Source organism: Janibacter sp. DB-40, from assembly GCF_029510815.1.
Lineage (GTDB): Bacteria > Actinomycetota > Actinomycetes > Actinomycetales > Dermatophilaceae > Janibacter.
Map to the genome: position 1 here is coordinate 922662 of NZ_CP120360.1, position 20964 is coordinate 943625.

The 20964-nt window shown below is 71.5% G+C and carries 16 protein-coding genes; 12 read left to right on the top strand and 4 right to left on the bottom strand.

Going from position 1 to position 20964, the window contains the following annotated elements; genetic code table 11:
• Positions 1-66: 66 nt before the first annotated feature.
• The 3 genes from PVE36_RS04460 to PVE36_RS04470 are packed head-to-tail and all read left to right on the top strand — an operon-like array spanning position 67 to position 2714.
• Complete coding sequence (locus PVE36_RS04460; protein WP_277454825.1) at positions 67-726, top strand: hypothetical protein; 660 nt, start codon at positions 67-69, stop codon at positions 724-726.
• Positions 723-1703 carry a hypothetical protein gene (locus PVE36_RS04465; RefSeq protein ID WP_277454826.1) on the top strand — a complete coding sequence of 327 codons (981 nt, stop codon included), beginning with the start codon at positions 723-725 and terminating at the stop codon, positions 1701-1703. Before PVE36_RS04460 ends, PVE36_RS04465 begins: the two co-directional genes overlap by 4 nt.
• Before the next feature lie 48 nt (positions 1704-1751).
• Positions 1752-2714 (top strand): tetratricopeptide repeat protein, encoded by a 963-nt coding sequence (locus tag PVE36_RS04470; RefSeq protein WP_277454827.1) that lies wholly within the window; start codon positions 1752-1754, stop codon positions 2712-2714.
• 377 nt (positions 2715-3091) lie between these two features.
• Here PVE36_RS04470 and glgB read toward each other — a convergent pair whose 3' ends face one another.
• From glgB to PVE36_RS04485, 3 genes are read right to left on the bottom strand one after another with little or no spacing between them, the layout of a single operon-like run.
• Positions 3092-5356, bottom strand: coding sequence for a 1,4-alpha-glucan branching protein GlgB (gene glgB / locus PVE36_RS04475; RefSeq protein ID WP_277454828.1), 2265 nt, complete (start codon positions 5354-5356; stop codon positions 3092-3094).
• On the bottom strand, positions 5353-6768 hold the full coding sequence (locus PVE36_RS04480; protein WP_277454829.1) for an aminoglycoside phosphotransferase: 1416 nt from the start codon (positions 6766-6768) through the stop codon (positions 5353-5355). The genes glgB and PVE36_RS04480 overlap by 4 nt, the downstream gene beginning before the upstream one ends.
• A gap of 4 nt (positions 6769-6772) precedes the next feature.
• The gene (locus PVE36_RS04485) at positions 6773-8764 is read right to left on the bottom strand and encodes an alpha-1,4-glucan--maltose-1-phosphate maltosyltransferase (RefSeq protein ID WP_277455762.1); all 1992 of its coding nucleotides are present in this window, start codon (positions 8762-8764) and stop codon (positions 6773-6775) included.
• Between the two features lie 156 nt (positions 8765-8920).
• Between PVE36_RS04485 and glgP the strand changes: the two genes are divergently transcribed.
• Together glgP and PVE36_RS04495 are read left to right on the top strand one after the other, a co-directional pair.
• Positions 8921-11500, top strand: coding sequence for an alpha-glucan family phosphorylase (gene glgP / locus PVE36_RS04490; protein ID WP_277454831.1), 2580 nt, complete (start codon positions 8921-8923; stop codon positions 11498-11500).
• 469 nt (positions 11501-11969) lie between these two features.
• Positions 11970-13310 carry a dicarboxylate/amino acid:cation symporter gene (locus PVE36_RS04495; RefSeq protein WP_277454832.1) on the top strand — a complete coding sequence of 447 codons (1341 nt, stop codon included), beginning with the start codon at positions 11970-11972 and terminating at the stop codon, positions 13308-13310.
• A 188-nt stretch (positions 13311-13498) separates the two neighbouring features.
• On the opposite strand, the gene glgX is transcribed toward PVE36_RS04495, so the two are convergent.
• Positions 13499-15562, bottom strand: coding sequence for a glycogen debranching protein GlgX (gene glgX, locus PVE36_RS04500; RefSeq protein WP_277454833.1), 2064 nt, complete (start codon positions 15560-15562; stop codon positions 13499-13501).
• A 34-nt stretch (positions 15563-15596) separates the two neighbouring features.
• Here glgX and PVE36_RS04505 point away from each other — a divergent pair, with 34 nt between their 5' ends.
• The 7 genes from PVE36_RS04505 to PVE36_RS04535 all read left to right on the top strand — a co-directional run bounded on the left by PVE36_RS04505 (position 15597) and on the right by PVE36_RS04535 (position 20787).
• Positions 15597-16121 (top strand): hypothetical protein, encoded by a 525-nt coding sequence (locus PVE36_RS04505; protein ID WP_277454834.1) that lies wholly within the window; start codon positions 15597-15599, stop codon positions 16119-16121.
• Complete coding sequence (locus PVE36_RS04510; RefSeq protein WP_277454836.1) at positions 16118-16897, top strand: enoyl-CoA hydratase-related protein; 780 nt, start codon at positions 16118-16120, stop codon at positions 16895-16897. Before PVE36_RS04505 ends, PVE36_RS04510 begins: the two co-directional genes overlap by 4 nt.
• The gene (locus tag PVE36_RS04515; RefSeq protein WP_277454837.1) at positions 16897-17877 is read left to right on the top strand and encodes a class I SAM-dependent methyltransferase; all 981 of its coding nucleotides are present in this window, start codon (positions 16897-16899) and stop codon (positions 17875-17877) included. The genes PVE36_RS04510 and PVE36_RS04515 overlap by 1 nt, the downstream gene beginning before the upstream one ends.
• The gene (locus PVE36_RS04520; protein ID WP_277454838.1) at positions 17877-18521 is read left to right on the top strand and encodes an acyltransferase; all 645 of its coding nucleotides are present in this window, start codon (positions 17877-17879) and stop codon (positions 18519-18521) included. The genes PVE36_RS04515 and PVE36_RS04520 overlap by 1 nt, the downstream gene beginning before the upstream one ends.
• A gap of 1 nt (position 18522) precedes the next feature.
• Positions 18523-18858, top strand: coding sequence for a hypothetical protein (locus PVE36_RS04525; RefSeq protein ID WP_277454839.1), 336 nt, complete (start codon positions 18523-18525; stop codon positions 18856-18858).
• Between the two features lie 165 nt (positions 18859-19023).
• On the top strand, positions 19024-19803 hold the full coding sequence (locus tag PVE36_RS04530) for an electron transfer flavoprotein subunit beta/FixA family protein (protein WP_277454840.1): 780 nt from the start codon (positions 19024-19026) through the stop codon (positions 19801-19803).
• Positions 19804-19836: 33 nt separating this feature from the next.
• Positions 19837-20787 (top strand): electron transfer flavoprotein subunit alpha/FixB family protein, encoded by a 951-nt coding sequence (locus tag PVE36_RS04535; protein WP_277454843.1) that lies wholly within the window; start codon positions 19837-19839, stop codon positions 20785-20787.
• Positions 20788-20964: the final 177 nt, after the last annotated feature.

Below are 20964 nucleotides of genomic sequence, written 5' to 3' on the forward strand. Positions count from 1 at the left end.
CTTTGTCATCGTTGATCGTCCGCCGGTAGTGGCGGGCCGTCCTGACCCTCCACCGAAAGCAGTGACATGAGCACGCTCATCCTGCGCGTCTCCGGCTCGCTCGTGGCCCTGCTCGGCCTCGTCGGTGTCATCGTCGGCGGCTGGTTCCTCAGTGCCCTGGGCACCTCCGGCACCGCGACCTTCACCGGCGAGCCCGACCAGCGCGTCGTCGTCCTCGACCCCGACGTCCTCAACCGTCTCGACTCCCCGATCGAGGTCACCGCGACCGGCAGCGGCAGCGTGTGGGCCGGGACCGCCCGACCCTCCGACGTCGAGGCACTCCTCGGCGACAGCCCCCGGAGCGAGGTCACCGGGGTCGATGTCTCCGAGTGGGCGCTGACCACCTCCGAGGTCGGCGAGGGCGAGGCGAGCGACGTCCGCGGCCTCGACATCTGGCAGTCCTCCACGAGCGGGGACGGCTCGGTCACCTCGACGATCGACCAGGCCCAGGCCCCGCAGACGCTCGTCATCACCGCGCCCGAGGGCGAGCAGGTCGAGCAGCTGGAGTACGAGGTCACCGACGACCGCTGGAGCACGATCGCGATCGTCGTGCTCGTCGCCGGCCTGGTGCTGCTGCTCCTGGGCATCGCACTGGCCCTCGCGCCCCGCCTCCTGCGCGCACGCCGGGAGCGGCGCGCCCGTCCCGGCCGACCGGCAGAGACCACCCACGAGAAGGTCCACGCATGAGCCGCCGCACCCCCTTCGTCGCCACCGTCGTGGCCCTGCCGCTCGTCCTCGCCGGATGCGGCGCCGGGACCGCCGTCGTCGGCATGCACGACGCCCCCGCAGAGAGCTCCGACGGTGCCTCGATCACCGAGGAGACCGCGACCGACGTCACCACCCGTGTGCTCGACGACGCGGCAGCCACCCGCAAGGAAGGCGGCAAGGCCTCCGAGCAGGAGCGCAAGGCGGTCTTCTCCGGTCCCGCCCTGCGTGCGACCGACGCTGCGGCCAGGAGCAAGGACCGGCAGGAGCACGCCGGCGGTGCGACCGATGACCTGCAGGTGCTGGGTGTCAGCAGCGGGACCGAGTGGCCCCGGGCGGTGCTCGCGACCTCGCAGGTGGAGGGCACGCAGTTCCTCCACGTCCTCGTCGCGCGGGCCGCCGACCAGCCGTACCGACTGTTCGCCGACGTGCCGATGGCGGCCGGGGCCAGCGTGCCGGCGCTGGCTCCCGTCAGCGAGGGATCCGCGGTGACCGTCTCCGAGGAGCCCGGCAAGGACGTGACGAAGGCGGTCGACGCCTGGTCCGAGGGCGTCGGCCACACGCCGCCCAAGAAGGACCCCGGGGGCGTCTCCTTCGACGACGCGTTCTCGCAGGCGCTGAAGAAGAACGCGAAGGCCAAGGACGAGGACCTCGGCAACCTGGGCCGCTACCGCCAGGAGCAGTCGACGGCCGACGTGGCCTCCGTCAGCTTCGAGCTCGTCGACGGCGGGCAGCTGAGCTTCGTGCCGATGACCCGCACGGACACGATCACCGCGAGCGACAAGCTCAAGGTGCTCAAGATCGAGGACCCGGCGATCCGCCGCGTCCTCGGCAAGGGCCAGGTCAGGAAGAGGCTCTCGGTGGAGCACGCCGAGACCCTCGCGATGGTCATCCCGGCGAAGGGGGACGCCACCGTCGTCGGTGTCAGCGACGTGCTGCAGTCGGCCGAGGGCGAGTAGACCTCCCCGACTTTCCCCAACCACGCACCCGTGGGGAATGATGGGGGCATGACCGATCCGACCCGTAGCCTTCGTGGAGCCGTCGACCTCTCCGGCCTCGGCGGCCAGGCCCGCCCCGACGCCGCGCGCACAGGTGCGCCCGCACCCTCACCCACCCAGGCCGGGGGTGCCGCACCCGCCGGTTCCAGCGCCGACGGCCTGCTGATCGAGGCCGACGACGCCTCCTTCAACCAGGTGGTCTCCCGCACCGCCGCCGTGCCCGCCCTGGCGATCGTCTGGTCCTCGCAGCACCCGCAGAGCCGGACCCTGGTCGACGACGCCGTCGACATCGCCCGGTCCCTCGAGGGACGGCTGCAGGTCGTGGCGATCGACCTCGTGAACAGCCCCGGGGTCGCCCAGGCGCTGCAGGCGCAGGAGGTCCCGCTCGCGCTCGGCCTCGTCTCCGGTCAGCCGGTGCCGCTCTTCAGCGGGCTCGTCGACAAGGAGCAGTTCCGCCAGGTCGTCGACCAGCTGCTCCAGCTCGCCGTCCAGCACGGCGTGACCGGCCGGGTCGAGACCGGTGGTGGCGAGACGACGCCCGAGGAGACCGAGGAGGAGCTGCCGCCGCTGCACCAGGAGGCCTTCGAGGCCATCGAGCGCGACGACCTCGACGCCGCGACCGCGGCCTACGAGAAGGCCCTCGCGGAGAACCCCAAGGACACCGACGCCGAGCTCGGACTCGCCCAGGTCGCGCTGATGAAGCGCACCCGCGATGTGGACCTCCACGCCGCCCGGGCCGCTGCCGCGGAGAACCCGAAGGACGTCGACGCGGCCCTCGTCGTCGCCGACATGGACGTCCTCGGCGGGCACGTCGAGGACGCCTTCGTCCGGCTCATCGACCTCGTGCGCGTCACCGCCGGTGACGAGCGCGAGCGGGTGAAGAACCATCTGCTCGACCTCTTCGCCGTCGTCGGCAACCAGGACGAGCGCGTGCGCAAGGGGCGGACGACGTTGATGAGCGCGTTGTTCTGAGCCTCCACCGTGGGACGGGCGCGGCCGGTCTCGGCCCGTCTCCGGATCGCGGGCGAAGGACGGGGTCGTCCTTGGCGCGACGTCCGCACGACGCGGGAGTATCACTCGGCCTTGAGAGGTCGGTGCGGACGTCGGCCTGAGTCGGACGACCCCATCCCTTCGCCCACTCGGTTCGGGTTCCGGCCCGAGTCGGACGACCTCACCCCTTCGCCCGCTCCGTCCGTCCCGGCGCCGGCGCCGGCGTGGGCGCCGCGCCTGAGTCGGGCCGACCCCACCCCTTCGCCTGCTCACCCCGCTCACAGGCGCGCAGATGGGACCTGACGTCGATGTGTGCGGTTGGCCTACGTCCTACCGTGGGCCAACCGCCAACAACGACGTCACCCTCGGGCGGGGACGAGGTAGATGGCGCCGAGGCGGGGGGCGTCGACCTCGACCGAGAAGGGCTGGTCGTGCCACGGGCGTTCCTGCGCCGTGAGCTCGGTGCCGGCCTGGCTCGGGGAGCTCGCCGCGTCGAAGCCGCTGGTGTCCAGGGCGACACGCCACGTGCCGCCACGAGGGAGGCCGATGCGCAGGCGGTGGCGGTCGCTCCCGCCGAAGTTGACCACCACCACGACGACGTCCTCGACCTCCGGACCGGCCGACCCGACCGAGCCGCTCGCGCTGCCGGCCCCGCCCGTCCCGACGGTGCCGCCGGTGCTGATCGTGCCACCGGTACGCACGAACGAGACGGTGTTGCCCGCGGCGTCGTCGGCGTCGAGCCAGCGGAACCCCTCGGGCCGGTGGTCCAGCGCCCACATCGCGGGGTGCCGGGCGGCGAAGGAGTTCAGCTCGCGCACGAGCTCCTGCACTCGCCGGTGGGCGGGGTGGTCGAGCAGGTGCCACTCCAGGGACCGGCCATCGGCCCACTCGGAGGTCTGCGCGAACTCCGTGCCCATGAAGACCAGGTGCTTCCCCGGGAAGGCCCACTGGTAGGCGTAGAACGCCCGCAGCGTCGCGAAGCGGTCACCGTCGTCGCCGGGGATCTTGTACGGCATCGAGCCCTTGCCGTGGACGACCTCGTCGTGGCTGATCGGCAGCAGGTAGTGCTCCGCGTAGGCGTACATCATCGCGAAGGTCAGCAGTGTGTGGTGGTGCGCCCGGTTGATCGGGTCCTCGCCCAGGTACCGCAGGGCGTCGTTCATCCACCCCATGTTCCACTTCAGGCCGAAGCCGAGTCCCCCTTCGTGCGTGGGCCGGGTCACGCCCGGCCAGGCGGTCGACTCCTCGGCCACGGTGATGATCCCGGGGGAGCGGCGGTAGGCCGTGGCGTTGACCTCCTGCAGGAGCTCGATCGCCTCGAGGTTCTCCCGGCCGCCGTGGACGTTGGGGATCCACTCGCCGTCCTCGCGGGAGTAGTCGAGGTAGAGCATCGAGGCCACCCCGTCCACGCGCAGTCCGTCGACGTGGAACTCCTCGAGCCAGTACAGCGCGTTGGCGACGAGGAAGTTGCGCACCTCCGGTCGCCCGAAGTCGAAGACGTAGCTGCCCCAGTCCGGTTGCCATCCGCGCCGCGGGTCCGGGTGCTCGTACAGCGGCAGCCCGTCGAAGCGCACGAGCGCCCACTCGTCGGTCGCGAAGTGCCCGGGGACCCAGTCGAGGATCACCCCGATGCCTGCGCCGTGCAGCGCGTCGACGAGGTGGCGGAAGTCGTCGGGGGAGCCGAAGCGGGAGTTCGGCGCGAAGTAGCTCGTGACGTGGTAGCCCCACGACGGAGGGTAGGGGTGGTCCATCACCGGCATCAGCTCGACGTGGGTGAAGCCCTGCTCGCGCACGTACGCGACGAGCTCCTCGGCCATCTCCCGGTAGGACAGCCCGGGGCGCCACGAGCCCAGGTGCACCTCGTAGATGCTCATCCGTCCCACCTGCGCGTCGCGGGTGGCCCGAGCGGTCAGCCAGGCCTCGTCGTCCCACGTGTAGGTCGAGGAGGTCACCACCGAGCCGGTTGCCGGGGCGGTCTCCGCGAGGCGGGCCATCGGGTCGGCCTTGTGCCGCAGCACGTCGTCGGCGCCCCGCACGGCGAACTTGTAGACGGCCCCGGGCCCGACGTCGGGCACGAAGAGCTCCCAGACCCCGGAGGCACCGAGCGTGCGCATCGGGTGCGCCAGCTCGTCCCAGCCGTTGAAGTCACCGATGACGTGCACGGCCTTCGCCCGCGGCGCCCACACGGCGAAGGACACCCCGGTCACCGCGCCGATCGGCCCCTCGTACTCGCGCACGTGTGCTCCGAGGACGCCCCACAGCTGCTCGTGCCGGCCCTCGTTGATCAGGTGCAGGTCCATCTCGCCGAGCGTCGGCACGAAGCGGTACGGGTCGTCCTGGACGTGCTCGAGCCCGTCCTCCCAGGTGACGAGCACCCGGTAGTCCATCGTCCGGGTCGCGTCGGCGCGCACCCCGGAGAAGATGCCGTCCTGCTCGTGGGCCAGATCGGTGACGACGCCGTCCTCGAAGCGCACCCGCACCCGGGTCGCGAGCGGTCGGCGCACGCGCACGCGCAGCCCGTCGTCCTCGAGGTGCTGACCGAGGACGTCGTGCGGCTGGGAGCCGCGGCCGTGCGCGATGGCCCAGAGGGCGCCGGGCAGGGCGGAGTCGGGGATCGGTGTCATGGGTGTGCCTCCTGGAGCAGCCGGTCGATCGCCTCGACCGGCAGGGACAGCCACGAGGGGCGGTTGCGCGCCTCGTAGACGACCTCGTAGAGAGCCTTGTCGAGGACGAAGGCGGTGAGCAGGACGTCGCGCTCGCGGGGGTCGGTGCCGACCTCGCCGTAGCCGCTGAGGAAGGCCTCCTGCGCCCGCGTGGCCCAATCGCGCACGTCGACGCCCGGGGCGGTGTGGGCACCGGGCCGGGTCAGTGTCCCGGCGACGTAGTCGAGCGAGCGCAGCAGCCCGGCGACATCACGAAGGGGGGAGTCCAGGGCGTTGCGCTCGGCCAGGGGGCGCAGCGGCTCGCCCTCGAAGTCGATGAGCACCCATCCGCGCCCGGGCGCGTCGAGGACCTGACCGAGGTGCAGGTCGCCGTGGATGCGCTGCATGGGCGGCCAGTCCGCCGTCTCGGCCGCATCGAGCAGGCGGTCGATCCGGCGCTCGTGGGCGGCCAGGGCGGGGACCTCGCCGAGCGCGATGCTCGCGCGGCGGCGCATCCGCCCCACGTGCTCGTGGATCGTCGCCGCGTCCGGGGCCTCGGTGGGCAGTGCCTGCGCGAGGGTCGCGTGGACCTGCGCGGTCACCCGGCCGAGCTCGCGGGCTCGCTCGTCGAAGGCGATTCCGCTCGCCGCCTGCTGCAGACCCACCTGCCAGGCATCGGTCGTGCCGGCGAGGTACTCCTGGGCGACGGCGAGCTGGCCGTTCTCCCGACCGTCACCGTCGGGCCGGGCCCACGCGCCCTCCACGTGCCCGACGACGGCCGGGACGAAGGGGGACTGCGCCGCCGCCAGCGCCTCCTGCAGGGTGATGTCGGGGTTGTCGCCCGCGTCGAGGGTGCGGAAGATCTTGACGACCACCGGTGAGGGCGTGGCGTCGATGATGACCGAGGTGTTGGACTGCTCGCCGCCGTGGACCCGGCTGGAGGTGATGGCCGGTTGGTCCGGCCACGTCGGGTGCGGCACGCCGTGCACGTCCGGCTCGGCGGTGTCCGAGAGCGACCCGTGCTGCGCGGCGGCACGCCCGCGGACCAGGCGGAGCAGCTGCTCGACGTAGACCGGGTCGTGCGGGGCGTCGTAGACCCATCGGCGACCCAGCACGGAGTGGTCCATCTCGCCGACGAGCGCGCCCTCGCCGCCCTCGAGCGGTGCGCCGCGGTAGGTCAACGGCACCTGGTAGACGACGGGCGTGGCGCCGGAGTCGTCGAGCAGGACGAGCGTCTCGATGCCGACCTCGCCCGCGGGGTCGTCGAGCCGCCAGGAGTCGAGCCGTCGCAGTCGGGGGCGTCCGGTGCCGGTGTACCAGCGTTGCGCGCCGATCCAGCCCGCGACGAGCTCGACCTTGCCGGGGGAGAGCGTGGCGTCGTGGATCGTGGCCATCAGGTCACCGTACCGAGACGATGTGGACCGGTTCGGCGTCGGCGCCGAGGCGCACGTAGTTGGCCTCGCCCCACTCCCAGTGCTCGCCGGTGACGAGGTCGGTGACCTGCAGGCGGGCGTCCCACGCGAGGCCGAGCGCGCCCATGTCCAGCCGCAGCGTCGACTCGCGCGTCGAGTGCGGGTCGAGGTTGGCCACGACGACGACGAGGTCCTCGCTGCCGTCGGGCAGGGTGCGCGACTTGGAGTAGGCGATGAGGTTCTCGTCGTCGACGTGGTGGAAGGTCAGGTTGCGCAGCAGCTGCAGGCTCGGGTGCCCGCGGCGGATCGCGTTGAGCATCGTCAGCCAGCCGGTGAGCGACTCCCCGGACTCGGCGACCTCGTCCCAGCGCCGGTCCTTGTACTCGTACTTCTCGTTGTCGATCTGCTCCTCGGAGCCGGGGCGGGCGACGTGCTCCATCAGCTCGTAGCCGGAGTAGATCCCCCACGTGGGGACCATCGTCGCGGCGAGGGCGGCGCGCACCTTCCACGCCGCGGGCCCGCCGAACTGCATGTACGGGGTGAGGATGTCGTGCGTCGTCGGCCAGAAGCTCGGACGCATGTACGCCGCGGCCTCGCCCGAGACCTCCGTGCCGTACTCCGTCAGCTCGGCGACGGTGTTGCGCCAGGCGAAGTAGGTGTAGCTCTGCTGGAAGCCGACCTTGGCCAGGGTGTGCATCATCGCCGGCTTCGTGAAGGCCTCGGACAGCCAGATGACCTCCGGGTGGTCACGGGCCACGTCCTGGATGAGCCACTGCCAGAACTCGACCGGCTTGGTGTGCGGGTTGTCGACGCGGAAGAGCGTGACGCCGTGGTCGATCCACACCTGCACCACGCGGCGCACCTCGGCGTAGATGCCGGCGGGGTCGGTGTCGAAGTTGACCGGGTAGATGTCCTGGTACTTCTTCGGCGGGTTCTCCGCGTAGGCGATCGTGCCGTCGGCGCGGGTGGTGAACCACTCCGGGTGCTCGGTGACCCACGGGTGGTCGGGGGAGCACTGCAGCGCGAGGTCGAGGGCGACCTCGAGGCCGTGGTCCCGCGCGTCGGAGACGAAGGCGTCGAAGTCCTCGAAGGTCCCCAGGTCGGGGTGGATCGCGTCGTGCCCGCCGTCGGGGGAGCCGATCGCGTAGGGGGAGCCCGGGTCGTGCGGGCTCGCGTCGAGGGTGTTGTTCGGGCCCTTGCGCGCGGTCGTGCCGATCGGGTGCACCGGCGTGAGGTAGACGACGTCGAAGCCCATCCCGGCGATCGCGGGCAGCCGTCGGGCGGCCGTGCGCAGCGTGCCGGAGACCCAGTGCCCGGTGATCTCGTCGACGTGGGCGCCCTCGCTGCGCGGGAAGATCTCGTACCAGGAGCCGTACAGCGCCAGCTCGCGCTCGACGAGCAGCGGGAGGTCCGCGCTCGGCGTGACCATCTCGCGGAGGGGCAGCTCCACGAGTTCCTCAGAGGCCGGGCCGGTCGTCACGAGGTGGAGGGCCGCGGTCGGCTGGTGCCCGGGGTCGCGCAGGATCTCCACGGCGGAGCGAAGGGCGGAGCGCCCCCCTTCGCTCCGGTGCGGCTCGTCCGCGGCGCGGGTGAGCACGCGCACGCCCTCGGCCCGCATCAGCTCGGGGTCGATGTGGGCCGGGATCTTGATCGAGGCGTCGTGCACCCACGTCGCCCACGGGTCGGACCAGCCCTCGACGCGGTAGGTCCACGCGCCGGTGGTGTCGGCACCGACCTCGGCCTCCCAGTGGCTCAGCCCGGGGTTGGTGCAGGTCATCGGCTGGTGGTGCTCGGTGCCGTCCGGGGCGGTGAGGACGACGGTCGCGTTCACGGCGTCGTGGCCCTCGCGGAAGACCGTGGCGGTCACCGTGAAGGGCTCGCCGACGACGGACTTCGCTGGGCGGCAACCGTGGTCGACGCACGGGCGCACGTCCTGGACCGGGATCCGGCCGAGCGGGTGCTGCGGCGGCGCGGACACGGGCGTGGTGGGCGAGGGCGATGTCCTGAGGTGCGACGGAGTCGCCTCGAAGGGGGGCGGATCGCCGAGGTCGTCGGTGCTCACCCCCCAGACGTTACCTGCGGAATGCCCTTCGCGACTTGGCGCGGTGCCCCGTGACCAGCCAAGATGAGGTTCGTGAAGGCCATTCGACGTTTCAGCGTCCGCACCGCCCTGCCCGAGCCGATCTCCGCCCTCGGGGACCTGGCGATGAACCTGCGGTGGAGCTGGCACACGCCCACCCGCGACCTCTTCGCCGAGATCGACCCGCCGTGCTGGGAGGAGGTCAACCGGGACCCGGTGCGGCTGCTGTCCGAGCTGGCGGGGGCGCGCCTGGAGGAGCTGGCCGAGGACGCCGACTTCTGCTCGCGCGTCGAGGCGGCCAAGGCCGACCTCGACCGGTACCTCGGCGCGACGCGCTGGTACCAGGAGACGACGCCGGAGGAGGGCAGCCTGCCCGCCTCGATCGCGTACTTCAGCCCCGAGTACGGCATCACCGAGGTCCTGCCGCAGTACTCGGGCGGCCTGGGGATCCTCGCCGGTGACCACCTCAAGGCGGCCTCGGACCTCGGGGTGCCGATCGTCGGCGTGGGCCTGTTCTACAAGACCGGCTACTTCAAGCAGAGCCTCGACCACGCGGGGTGGCAGAAGGAGACCTACCCGGTCCTGGACCCGCAGGGCCTGCCGCTGCACCTGCTGCGCGAGGAGGACGGGACGCCCTGCGTCGTCACGGTCGCGATGCCCGGCGGGGGAGCGCTGCGGGCCCACGTGTGGCGGGCCCAGGTCGGCCGTGTGCCGCTGCTGCTCCTGGACTCCGACGTCCCCGGCAACGACGACGCCATGCGCGTGGTCACCGAGCGCCTCTACGGGGGCGGCGGCGAGCAGCGCCTCCAGCAGGAGATGCTCCTGGGCATCGGCGGCGTGCGGGCGCTGCGCCTGTGGTCGCGCCTGACCGGTGCACCCGAGCCGGAGGTCTTCCACACCAACGAGGGCCACGCCGGCTTCCTCGGCATCGAGCGGATCAGCGAGTTCACGCAGTCCGGCGGGATGAGCTTCGACGAGGCGGCCGAGGCCGCGCGGGCCGGCACCGTCTTCACCACGCACACCCCCGTCCCGGCCGGGATCGACCGCTTCGACCTCGCGCTCATCGAGCGCTACTTCGGTGGGGCGCAGGAGCTGCCCGGCGTGCCGCTGGACAAGCTGCGCGACCTGGGCGCCGAGACCTACGAGGGCGGCTCCGCCGACGTGTTCAACATGGCGGTCATGGGGCTGCGTCTGGCCGCGCGGGCCAACGGCGTCTCCCAGCTGCACGGCCACGTCTCCCGGGAGATGTTCGAGGGCCTGTGGCCGGGCTTCGACGAGACCGAGGTGCCGATCACCTCGATCACCAACGGCGTGCACGCGCCCACCTGGATCGACGACCGGGTCTACGAGGTCGCCGCCGAGCACATCGGCCGGCGCGACGTCGAGGCCTCCGACCGGTGGGACGAGATCCCCGACGTCCCGGGGGAGGCCATCTGGTCGGCCAAGGCGAAGATGCGCGCCGCGCTCGTCGAGGACGTCCGCGCCCGCCTGCGCTCGAGCTGGTCCAAGCGCGGCGCCACCGACGCCGAGCTCGGCTGGACCGACTCCGTGCTCGACCCGGACGTGTTGACCATCGGCTTCGCCCGGCGGGTGCCCACCTACAAGCGCCTGACGCTGATGCTGCGCGACCCCGAGCGACTCACGTCGCTCCTGCTCCACCCGGAGCGACCGGTGCAGCTCGTCATCGCCGGCAAGGCCCACCCCGCCGACGACACCGGCAAGCAGCTCATCCAGCAGATCGTCCAGTTCGCCGACCAGCACGACGTGCGTCACCGCATCGTCTTCCTGCCCAACTACGACATCGCGATGGCCCGCACCCTGTACCCGGGCTGCGACGTCTGGCTGAACAACCCCCTTCGCCCGCTCGAGGCCTGCGGGACCTCCGGCATGAAGGCCGCGCTCAACGGAGGACTCAACCTCTCCGTCCTCGACGGCTGGTGGGACGAGTGGTTCGACGGCGAGAACGGCTGGGCGATCCCCACCGCCGACGGCCTGGCCGACGAGTCCCGGCGCGACGACATCGAGGCCGCCGCGCTGTACGACCTCATCGAGGAGCAGGTCGCGCCGCGCTTCTACGACGTGGACGAGGACGGCCTGCCACAGCGCTGGTTGTCGATGCTGCGCCACACCCTGAGCACGCTCGGCCCGAAGGTCCTGGCCACCCGCATGGTCAAGGACTACACCGAGCAGCTCTACGCCCCGGCCGCCGAGCACAACGCCCGGGTCAACGACGACGGGCACGCCGGGGCCAAGGCCCTGGCGGAGTACAAGGCGCGCGTCCGCGCCGGCTGGCACGGGGTGCACGTCGACCACGTCGAGGGCTCGGGCACCTCCGACGCGCCGATCGTGGGAGAGCTGCTGAGCGTCGACGCCTACGTCGCGCTCGACGGGCTCTCCCCGGACGACGTCGACGTCCAGGTCGTCGCCGGCCGGGTCGCCCTCGGCACCGACGACCTCGTCGACTGGGACGCCACCTCGCTGGACTTCGTCGAGTCCTACGACGACGGCAAGGCGAAGTTCGCCGGGCAGGTCCCGGTCGAGCGCACCGGCCAGTTCGGCTGGACGGTGCGGGTGCTGCCGAAGCACGAGCTGATGGCCTTCGCCTCCGGCATGGGTCTGGTCGCCAACGCCTGAGCGGCGCTCGTAGGGGTCGACGGCGAAGGGCTGGGGTGGCGCTTGGCGCGACGTCCGCACGACCGGGTGCATCAACTGATCCGGGTGCGCGGTGCGGACGTCTGCCTGAGTCGCGCCACCCCATCCCTGCGCCCTCTCCCGGCGGTGGCCCGGTGCGCGGACGTCGGCTTGAGTCGCGCCACCTCACCCCTTCGCCTCCCATGGCCATGCCCCCACGGCGTTGTGCGCACCCGTGTCCCGAAAAGTCGCGTGACCGGTGCGCTCAATGCCGTAGGGCACGCGACGTCGTCGGGAATAGAACCGGGGGGCCCGTGGTTGGCGGCTCTCGTGAGATGGAACCGGTGGGATCTGACCCGGCGGTTGGACGTGGACCTGAAGCGCCACTCCACCTGCCGATAACGCGCGCGTGCCCGACAAGCACGACCGCCGTCACCTTTCCCCCCCACTCACAGCAAGGACCCCTTCACCCATGCTCGCTTCACTGCGCCGCATCACCTTCGGCCAGCAGGTGCTCATCGGCCTTGTCCTCGGTGTCGTCCTCGGCATCGTCGCCCGCAACATGGGCGGCAGCGCGGACAACCCGAACTGGCTGACCGAGACCCTGACGATCGTCGGCTCCTCCTTCGTCAGCCTCCTGCGCGCGATCGTCCCGGCACTGGTCTTCCTCGCGATCGTCACCTCGATCGCCAACCTCAAGCAGGTCACCGGGGCGGCCCGCCTCGCGTGGCAGACGCTGCTGTGGTTCGCCGCCACCGCGCTGATCGCCGTCGGCATCGGTATCACCCTCGGCCTGGTCATCGACCCGGCCCGTGGTGCCCAGGTCAGCGCCGACGCCGCGGCCGCGCCGGAGAGCACCGGTAGCTGGCTCGACTTCCTCACCGGGCTCGTCCCGGCGAACATCCTCGGGCTCGAGGGCTCCACCGGCGCCGACGGCTCCATCGGCTTCGACTTCAACGTCCTGCAGATCCTCATCATGGCGATCGCCGTCGGCATCGCCGCGCTCAAGGTCGGCGAGGAGGCCGAGCCCTTCCTGACCTTCAGCCGCTCCGCGCTTGCGGTCGTGCAGAAGGTCCTGTGGTGGGTCATCCGCCTCGCCCCGATCGCGACCGTCGGCCTCCTGGGCAATGCGGTCGCCAGTTACGGCTGGGACGCGATCAGCTCGCTCGGGCGCTTCACCGCCGCGATCTACATCGGTCTGGCGATCGTGCTCCTGCTCGTCTACCCGGTCCTGCTGCGCCTGAACGGCCTGTCGGTGCGCCGCTTCTACGCCGGTGCCTGGCCCGCGATCCAGCTGGCCTTCGTCTCCCGCTCCTCGATCGGCACACTGCCGGTCACCCAGAGCGTCACCGAGCGCAACTTGGGCGTGCCCCGCTCGTACGCGTCCTTCGCCGTCCCGCTTGGTGCGACGACGAAGATGGACGGCTGCGCGGCCATCTACCCGGCGATCGCGGCGATCTTCGTCGCGCAGTTCTTCGGCGTGCCGCTGGGCGTGACCGACTACCTGCTCATCGCCTTCGTCTCGGTCCTCGGGTCCGCGGCGACCGCCGGTGTCACCGGTGCCGTCGTCATGCTCACCCTGACCCTCTCGACGCTGGGTCTGCCACTCGAGGGCGTCGGCCTGCTGCTGGCGGTCGACCCGATCCTCGACATGGGTCGGACCGCCACCAACGTCGCCGGTCAGGCGCTCGTGCCGACGATCGTCGCCCGCCGCGAGGGCATCCTCGACCAGGACGCCTACGACGCGACGACCCACGGCGAGGCCCTCACCCCCGAGGGCAGCGTCCGTGAGCCGGTGCCGGCCACGGCCTGACCGTTCAAGGGCCGCCGCGCCTCCCGCAGAGGACAGGCGCGGCGGTCCTTGGCCCTCGTTCCTCGGGCCTTGAGTCGGACCACCACCCCCGTCCTCGTCGTCGGGCTCCGGTGATGGCTTGGTGGATGTGATCCCGCGCGTTGGGGGCCGCCGGAATACATCCACCCCCCCCCGGCGAAGGGGGCGGCTCAGGTCGTGTAGAGCCGCAGGCTGAGCGGGGTGAGCACCTCGACCCCGTCGCCCTCGGTGCCGTGCGCCTCCTCCGGCCGCTCCCACGCGCTGTCCCACCGCAGGCGCCACGCGCCGTCGTCGGGCGTCTCCGGCAGGGTCACCTCCATCTCCTCCAGGCCGCCGTGCACGACGATCAGTGCGCAGGGCTCACCCGCCAGCCGCAGCTGCAGCGTGCGGCGCAGGTCCTGCTCCCACAGCTCGTCGCTCATCTCGGCGCCGGTCTCGTCGAACCACCCGATCACGCTCTCGTCGTGGTCGCGCAGCACCGGGACCTCGCGACGGACGGCGGTGAGCGCCCGGACCGTGGCGAGGAGGTCCCCCTTCGCCGGGTCGAGCTGCCAGTCCAGCCAGGTCATCTCGTTGTCCTGGCAGTACGGGTTGTTGTTGCCGCCCAGGGAGCGCCCGAGCTCGTCGCCCGAGGCGAGCATCGGCACACCGGCGGAGAGCAGCATCATCCCCAGGAGGTTGCGCACCGAGCGGCGACGGGCCACGAGGATGACCTCGTCGTCGGTGTCGCCCTCCTCGCCGTGGTTCCACGACCGGTTGTCGTCGTTGCCGTCGCGGTTGTCCTCGCCGTTGGCCTCGTTGTGCTTCTCGTCGTAGGAGACGAGGTCGGCCAGGGTGAAGCCGTCGTGCGCGGTGACGAAGTTGACCGAGGCCAGGGGGGTGCGCTCGGCGAAGAGGTCACGGCTGCCGACGAGGCGGGTCGCGAGCTCACGCACGCCCGGGTGCGGGACCGCACCGTCGGCCAGCGCGCCGGCATCGGCGACCCAGAAGTCACGAGCGGCATCGCGGAAGCGGTCGTTCCACTCCGCCCATGCCCCCGGGAACTGGCCGGTACGCCAGCCGTCCGGACCCAGGTCCCACGGCTCGGCCACGTGCAGCACCTGCGAGAGCACCGGGTCCTCGCGCAGCGCGACGAAGAAGGGGTGCTCCGGGTCGAAGTCGAGGTCCCCGTCGCGACCCAGCGTCACCGCGAGGTCGTAGCGGAAGCCGTCGACGTGGCACTCCTGCACCCAGTAGCGCAGCGAGTCCAGCACCATCTGCAGGGCCACCGGGTCGGTGAGGTCGAGACTGTTGCCGCACCCGGTGACGTCGACGTCCCACCCCTCCTCGTCGAGGCGGTAGTAGCGCTGCGCGGCCAGGCCCCGCCAGGCGATGGCGGCACCGCCGACGCTCTGCTCGGCCGTGTGGTTGTAGACGACGTCGAGGATCACCTCGATGCCGGCGGCGTGCAGGTGCTTGACCATGCCCTTGAACTCGGCCAGCACCTCGTGCGGGTCGCTGCTGCTCGCGTACGGCGCGTGCGGGGCGAAGAACCCGATGGTGTTGTAGCCCCAGTGGTTGGGCAGCCCGAGGTCGCGCAGGTGCGGCTCGTCCACGAAGGCGTGCACCGGCAGCAGCTCCACGCTCGTCACCCCGAGCCGCTGCAGGTGCTCGATCGTGGCCGGGTGGGCCATGCCGGCGTAGGTGCCGCGCAGGTGCTCGGGCACCTCCGGCAGCAGCCGCGTCATCTCCGTGACGTGCACCTCGTAGAGCACCCGCTGGTCGCGGGGGTGGGCCGGGGCCGCGTCGTCGCCCCAGTCGAAGTCGGTCTCCACGACCACGCAGCGGGGGACGAAGGGGGCGGAGTCCAGGTCGGAGCGGACCGTCGCGTCATCGGCGTCGAGGTCGTGGGCGAAGAGGCCCGGCTCGTAGGCCAGGTCCCCCTCGATCGCCCGGGCGTACGGGTCGAGAAGGAGCTTCGCCGGGTTGTACCGGTGCCCCGCCCGCGGCTTCCACGGGCCGTCGGCCCGGAAGCCGTAACGCGTCCCGACTCCGACGTCCGGGACGTGCCCGCCCCACCAGCCCTCCCCGGTCGCGGGGAGCTCGTGCCGGGTCTCGGCCCCGTCCTCGTCGAAGGTGGCCAGCCACACCCGGGTGGCCTCACCGGCGAAGACGGCGACGTCGACACCACCCTCGACGGGTCGGACTCCGGGAGCGGGACGATGGGGGAGCGCAGGGGCGCCAGTGGTCGACATGGCTCCAAGACTAAGCAGTAGGTACGTTGGGGACATGAGCGATCCCACCGCCCTCCCGAACTTCAACAACCAGCCCGCCGGCACCGAGGGTGCCGACGCCGAGGCCCAGCCGTCGCTGCGCGACCAGGTCGTCACCGCCCTGAAGGCGATCGAGCTCGAGCCGACCATCGACAAGGAGGGCGATGTCGCGTTCGTCTTCTCCGAGCAGCAGATGTTCGTGCGCTGCACCGACGACGACTCCAACGTCCTGCGCGTCTTCGGCCAGTGGGCCCTGGAGGACCCGGTCCCGGCCGACCCGATGGAGCGCATGCAGGTCTGCAACGACCTCAACGTCGCCTTCAACCTCGTCAAGACCGCCGTGGCCGGCGACACCCTCCTCGTGACCAGCGAGCACATCCTCCCGCGCGGCGCCGACGTGCGCGGCCTGCTCGGCCTGGCCGTCCCGCTCGTCCTGCAGGGCGTGCAGCTGTGGCACCAGCGCGCCACCGGCCAAGAGGGCACGGACAACGCAGATGCCGATGGGCAGGGCCAGCAGGCGGACGGAGAGCCGCAGGCATGAGCGACATCGTCCGCCTCGAGGTCGCCGACGGCATCGGCACGATCGTCCTCGACCGCCCGAAGATGAACGCCCTCGACGCCGCGATGCAGCGTCGGCTCGTCGAGGTCGCCGAGGAGGCGGCCGAGCGCTCGGACGTCTCCGCGGTCATCGTCTGGGGCGGCGAGAAGGTCTTCGCCGCCGGGGCGGACGTGAAGGAGATGGCCGAGATGTCCTACACGGACATGTCGGTCCACGTGCGGCTGCTGCAGAAGTTCTCCCGCGCGCTCGCCGCGATCCCGAAGCCGACGGTCGCCGCGATCACCGGCTTCGCGCTCGGGGGCGGCCTCGAGGTGGCCCTGTGCTGCGACTTCCGCGTCGTCGGGAGCAACGCCAAGCTCGGCCTGCCCGAGATCAGCCTCGGGATCATCCCCGGCGCCGGTGGCACCCAGCGCCTGCCGCGCCTCGTCGGCCCGGCCAGGGCGAAGCAGATGATCTTCACCGGCCGCCACGTCGGCGCCGAGGAGGCCCTGGCCATCGGGCTCGCCGACCAGGTCGTCGAGCCGGGCGAGGTGCTGGCCGCCGCGCAGGCGATGGTCGCCCCCTTCGTCGGCGGTCCCGCCCAGGCGCTCAAGGCCGCCAAGGAGAGCGTCGACCGCGGCCTCGAGGTCGACCTGCAGAGCGGTCTGGACATCGAGGCCCTGCAGTTCACCGGCCTCTTCGCCACGCAGGACCAGAAGACCGGCATGCGCTCCTTCGTGGAGAACGGCCCGGGTAAGGCCTCCTTCGAGGGCATCTGATGACGGAGCCGCAGGCGGGCGCGGCCGCCAGCGCGCAGGACGTGGAGCGCGCCTGGGGGGACAACAAGCTCGCCCAGGTGCTCTACCACGACTGGGAGGCGCAGACCTACGACGAGAAGTGGTCGATCTCCTTCGACGACCGCTGCACCTCGATCGTGCGCGACCGCTTCCTGCGCGTCCTCGAGTCGAGCCCGGTCCCGGGGGAGTCGGTGCCGTTCGGGCGCGTCCTCGAGCTCGGGGCGGGCACCGGCTTCTTCTCGCTGAACCTCAAGCTCGCCGGGCTCGTCGAGGACGTCCACGTCTCCGACCTGTCCCCGGGCATGGTCGAGGCGGCGCGCACGAATGCCGAGCGCCTCGGCTTCACCATCGAGGGACAGGTCGCCGACGCGGAGTCGCTGCCCTACGACGACGACAGCTTCGACCTCGTCGTCGGGCACGCGGTGATCCACCACATCCCCGACGTCGAGGCCGCGCTGCGCGAGGTGCTGCGCGTGCTGCGTCCCGGTGGGCGCTTCGTCATCGCCGGTGAGCCGACGACCATCGGCCACTGGTACGCCCGCCACCTCGGTCGCCTGACCTGGGAGGTGGCCACCCGCGTGACGCGACTGCCCTTCCTGGCGACGAAGTGGGCCCGCGAGCAGGCCGAGCTCGACGAGTCCTCGCGGGCCGCCGCGCTCGAGGCCGTCGTCGACCTGCACACCTTCGACCCCGCCGAGCTCGCCGGGACGGCGCGCCGTGCCGGGGCGGAGCGGGTCGGCACCGCCACGGAGGAGCTGCTCTCGGCCTTCGCCGGGTGGCCGATCCGCACCTTCGAGTACGCCGTGGCCGACTCGGCTCTGGGATTCAGGTGGGCGACCTTCGCCTACCGCACCTGGACCACGCTGATGCGGGTCGACTCGGCGCTCGATGCCGTCGTGCCGCAGAAGTTCTTCTACAACGTCGGCGTGACGGGTGTGAAGCCCCACCCGACACCGCGCTGATGGGCCGCGACCACGGGCTCACCTGGTGGCGCTGGATCCGCTGGGTCGTCGCCAACCGCGCCTGGAGCCACCACCACGTCCTCGGTTACCTGCGGATGGTCCGCGCGAAGCTGACCACGCCCGGCCTGACCTTCGAGGGGCCGTGCTTCATCGGGCCGGACGTGCAGTTCCAGGTGACCCCCGGCACCGCCCGGCTCGTCGTCGGTGCCTACACCCACATCGGCGGCGGCTCCGCCCTGCGGGCCCACGAGGGCACCCTGCGCATCGGTGACAAGACCGTCATCGGCATCCGCAACACGTTCAACACCTGGCTCGACATCGAGGTCGGGGCGGCGTGCATCTTCGCCGACGACGTCTACGTGTGCGACTTCGACCACCGCACCGACGACCTGACCACGCTGATCAAGGACCAGGGGATCGTCAAGTCCCCGGTCCGCGTCGGGGACGACGTGTGGGTGGCGACGAAGTGCGTCATCACCCGAGGCGCCGACATCGGCGACCACTCGGTCGTGGGAGCCGGCGCCGTCGTGCGGGGGAGCCATCCCCCCTTCGCCGTGCTCGGGGGAGTGCCCGCCCGGGTGCTCCGGGAGCGCCGACCCGTGGCGGTCTCCACCGACGACCTCGACCTGCCGGAGGGCTGGTGACATGAGCGGGACACCCCGTGAGCCGCTGGACGTGCTCGTCGTCCACATCCCGCGCGAGTCGACCCGGGAGGTGCTGGCCGCGCTCTTCGCCGCCGGCGCCGGGGAGGTGGGGGAGTACCGCGAGTGCGCCTTCGTCATCCCGGGGCACGGGCAGTTCCGCCCCGTGGGAGCGGCGAACCCGACGATCGGGACCGTCGGCGAGCTCGAGCACGTCCTCGAGGACCGCGCCGAGGTCACCTTCCCCCGGTCGCGACGAGCGGTGGTGGTCGCGGCCCTGCGCCGCGCGCACCCGTACGAGGAGCCCTCCTTCCACGTGCTGGAGAACGCCGCCGACTGACCCGGTGTGGTGAACGGCACGCCCCGCCCTCTTGGTCTGCGTGATCCCCGTCGTTAGCGTGAGATCGCTGGGAGACTCCTCACACCTTTGGGTCGCAGAGGCCGCGAGGTGGCAGGATCGGCCCGGTACCCAGACCCTTAACCCAAGGAAGAGGACGATTCACCGATGAACATCGTCGTCTGCGTGAAGCACGTGCCGGACGCCCAGTCCGAGCGTGGGTTCAACGAGGACAACACGACCGACCGTGACGGCGTCGACGGGCTCCTCTCCGAGCTCGACGAGTACGCCGTCGAGCAGGCGCTCCAGATCGCCGAGGCCGGCGAGGGGGAGGTCACCGTCCTGACGGTCGGCCCGGCCGACGCGGCGGACGCCGTCAAGAAGTCCCTCCAGATGGGTGCCGACAAGGGTGTCCACGTCTCCGACGAGGCGATCGCCGGCTCCGACGCACCCGCCACCTCGCTCATCCTCGCCGAGGCCATCAAGAAGGTCGGCTCGCCCGACCTCGTCATCACCGGCATGGCCTCCACCGACGGCACCATGGGTGTCGTCCCGGCGATGCTCGCCGAGCGCCTCGGCCTCCCGCAGGTCACCTACGCCTCCGAGCTGACCGTCGAGGACGGCGTCGCCACGATCCGTCGTGACGGCGACACCGCGAGCGAGACCATCCAGGCATCCCTCCCGGCGCTGGTCTCGGTCACCGACCAGATCAACGAGCCGCGCTACCCCTCCTTCAAGGGCATCATGGCCGCGAAGAAGAAGCCGGTCGAGGAGTGGGCGCTCGCCGACCTCGGTGTGGACGCCGGCCAGGTCGGTCTCGCGAACTCGTGGACCGCGGTCGAGCAGACCACGAAGCGCCCGCCGCGCGAGCAGGGCACCATCGTCACCGACGAGGGCGATGGCGGTACCAAGCTCGCCGAGTTCCTCACCACCCACAAGTTCGTCTGAGCGACGACTCCAGATACTCGAAGGAGCACAGACATGGCTGAAGTCCTCGTCCTCGTCGACCACGCGAACGGTGAGGTGAAGAAGCCCGCCGCGGAGATGCTGACCCTCGCCCGTCGTCTGGGTGAGCCGTCCGCCGTCTTCATCGGCCCCGGCGCCGAGACCGCCAAGGACCTCCTCGCGCGCTACGGCGCCGAGAAGATCTACAGCGTCTCCGACCCGGCCGCGCTGGAGTCCCTCGTCGCCCCCCAGGCCGAGGTCCTCGCGCAGCTGGTCCAGGAGAAGCAGCCCGCCGCGGTGCTCATCCCGAGCAACTCCGGCGGCAAGGAGATCGGCGCCCGCCTGGCCATCAAGACCGAGTCCGGGCTGATCACCGACGCCGAGGACGTCCAGGCCGGCGACTCCGGCCCGGTCACCCTCCAGTCGGTCTTCGCCGGCAGCTACACCGTCAACGCGAAGGTCACCAAGGGCACCCCGATCATCTGCGTCAAGCCCAACTCCGCCACCCCGGAGCAGGCGGCCGGCGCCGGCGCCTTCGAGGAGCTCTCCGTGAGCATCTCCGACGACGCCAAGGCCGCGAAGATCACCGCCTCCGAGCCGCGGAAGTCCTCCGGGCGCCCCGAGCTGGCCGAGGCGGCGATCGTCGTCTCCGGTGGTCGTGGCACCGGCGGTGACTTCTCCCCGGTCGAGACCTTCGCGGACTCGCTCGGTGCCGCCGTCGGCGCCTCGCGCGCCGCGGTCGACGCCGGCTGGTACCCGCACTCCTCGCAGGTCGGCCAGACCGGCAAGCAGGTCTCCCCGCAGCTGTACGTCGCCGCGGGCATCTCCGGCGCGATCCAGCACCGGGCCGGCATGCAGACGTCCAAGACGATCGTCGCGATCAACAAGGACGAGGAGGCCCCGATCTTCGAGCTCGTCGACTTCGGTGTCGTCGGTGACCTCTTCCAGGTCCTGCCGCAGGCCACCGAGGCCGTCAAGGGCAAGTGATCGAGCGATCGTGAGCACCACGGCTCCGTGCTGAGAGGTTGCGCAGCACGCGAGCGAAGGGGGGTCCGCACCGTGATCGGTGCGGACCCCCCTTCGACGTGGTGGGCCATTACCAAAAAGTAGTCACGACATGGCCTTTACCGAAACGTGACTTTTCGGTGCCCGTGCCATTACTCT

Bases quoted from the DNA above. Each gene is read 5' to 3' on its own strand.
- PVE36_RS04460 (WP_277454825.1), top strand. From the start codon at position 67: ATGAGCACGCTCATCCTGCGCGTCTCCGGCTCGCTCGTGGCCCTGCTC.
- PVE36_RS04465 (WP_277454826.1), top strand. From the start codon at position 723: ATGAGCCGCCGCACCCCCTTCGTCGCCACCGTCGTGGCCCTGCCGCTC.
- PVE36_RS04470 (WP_277454827.1), top strand. From the start codon at position 1,752: ATGACCGATCCGACCCGTAGCCTTCGTGGAGCCGTCGACCTCTCCGGC.
- glgB (WP_277454828.1), bottom strand. From the start codon at position 5,356: ATGACACCGATCCCCGACTCCGCCCTGCCCGGCGCCCTCTGGGCCATC.
- PVE36_RS04480 (WP_277454829.1), bottom strand. From the start codon at position 6,768: ATGGCCACGATCCACGACGCCACGCTCTCCCCCGGCAAGGTCGAGCTC.
- PVE36_RS04495 (WP_277454832.1), top strand. From the start codon at position 11,970: ATGCTCGCTTCACTGCGCCGCATCACCTTCGGCCAGCAGGTGCTCATC.
- glgX (WP_277454833.1), bottom strand. From the start codon at position 15,562: ATGTCGACCACTGGCGCCCCTGCGCTCCCCCATCGTCCCGCTCCCGGA.
- PVE36_RS04505 (WP_277454834.1), top strand. From the start codon at position 15,597: ATGAGCGATCCCACCGCCCTCCCGAACTTCAACAACCAGCCCGCCGGC.
- PVE36_RS04510 (WP_277454836.1), top strand. From the start codon at position 16,118: ATGAGCGACATCGTCCGCCTCGAGGTCGCCGACGGCATCGGCACGATC.
- PVE36_RS04515 (WP_277454837.1), top strand. From the start codon at position 16,897: ATGACGGAGCCGCAGGCGGGCGCGGCCGCCAGCGCGCAGGACGTGGAG.
- PVE36_RS04520 (WP_277454838.1), top strand. From the start codon at position 17,877: ATGGGCCGCGACCACGGGCTCACCTGGTGGCGCTGGATCCGCTGGGTC.
- PVE36_RS04525 (WP_277454839.1), top strand. From the start codon at position 18,523: ATGAGCGGGACACCCCGTGAGCCGCTGGACGTGCTCGTCGTCCACATC.
- PVE36_RS04530 (WP_277454840.1), top strand. From the start codon at position 19,024: ATGAACATCGTCGTCTGCGTGAAGCACGTGCCGGACGCCCAGTCCGAG.
- PVE36_RS04535 (WP_277454843.1), top strand. From the start codon at position 19,837: ATGGCTGAAGTCCTCGTCCTCGTCGACCACGCGAACGGTGAGGTGAAG.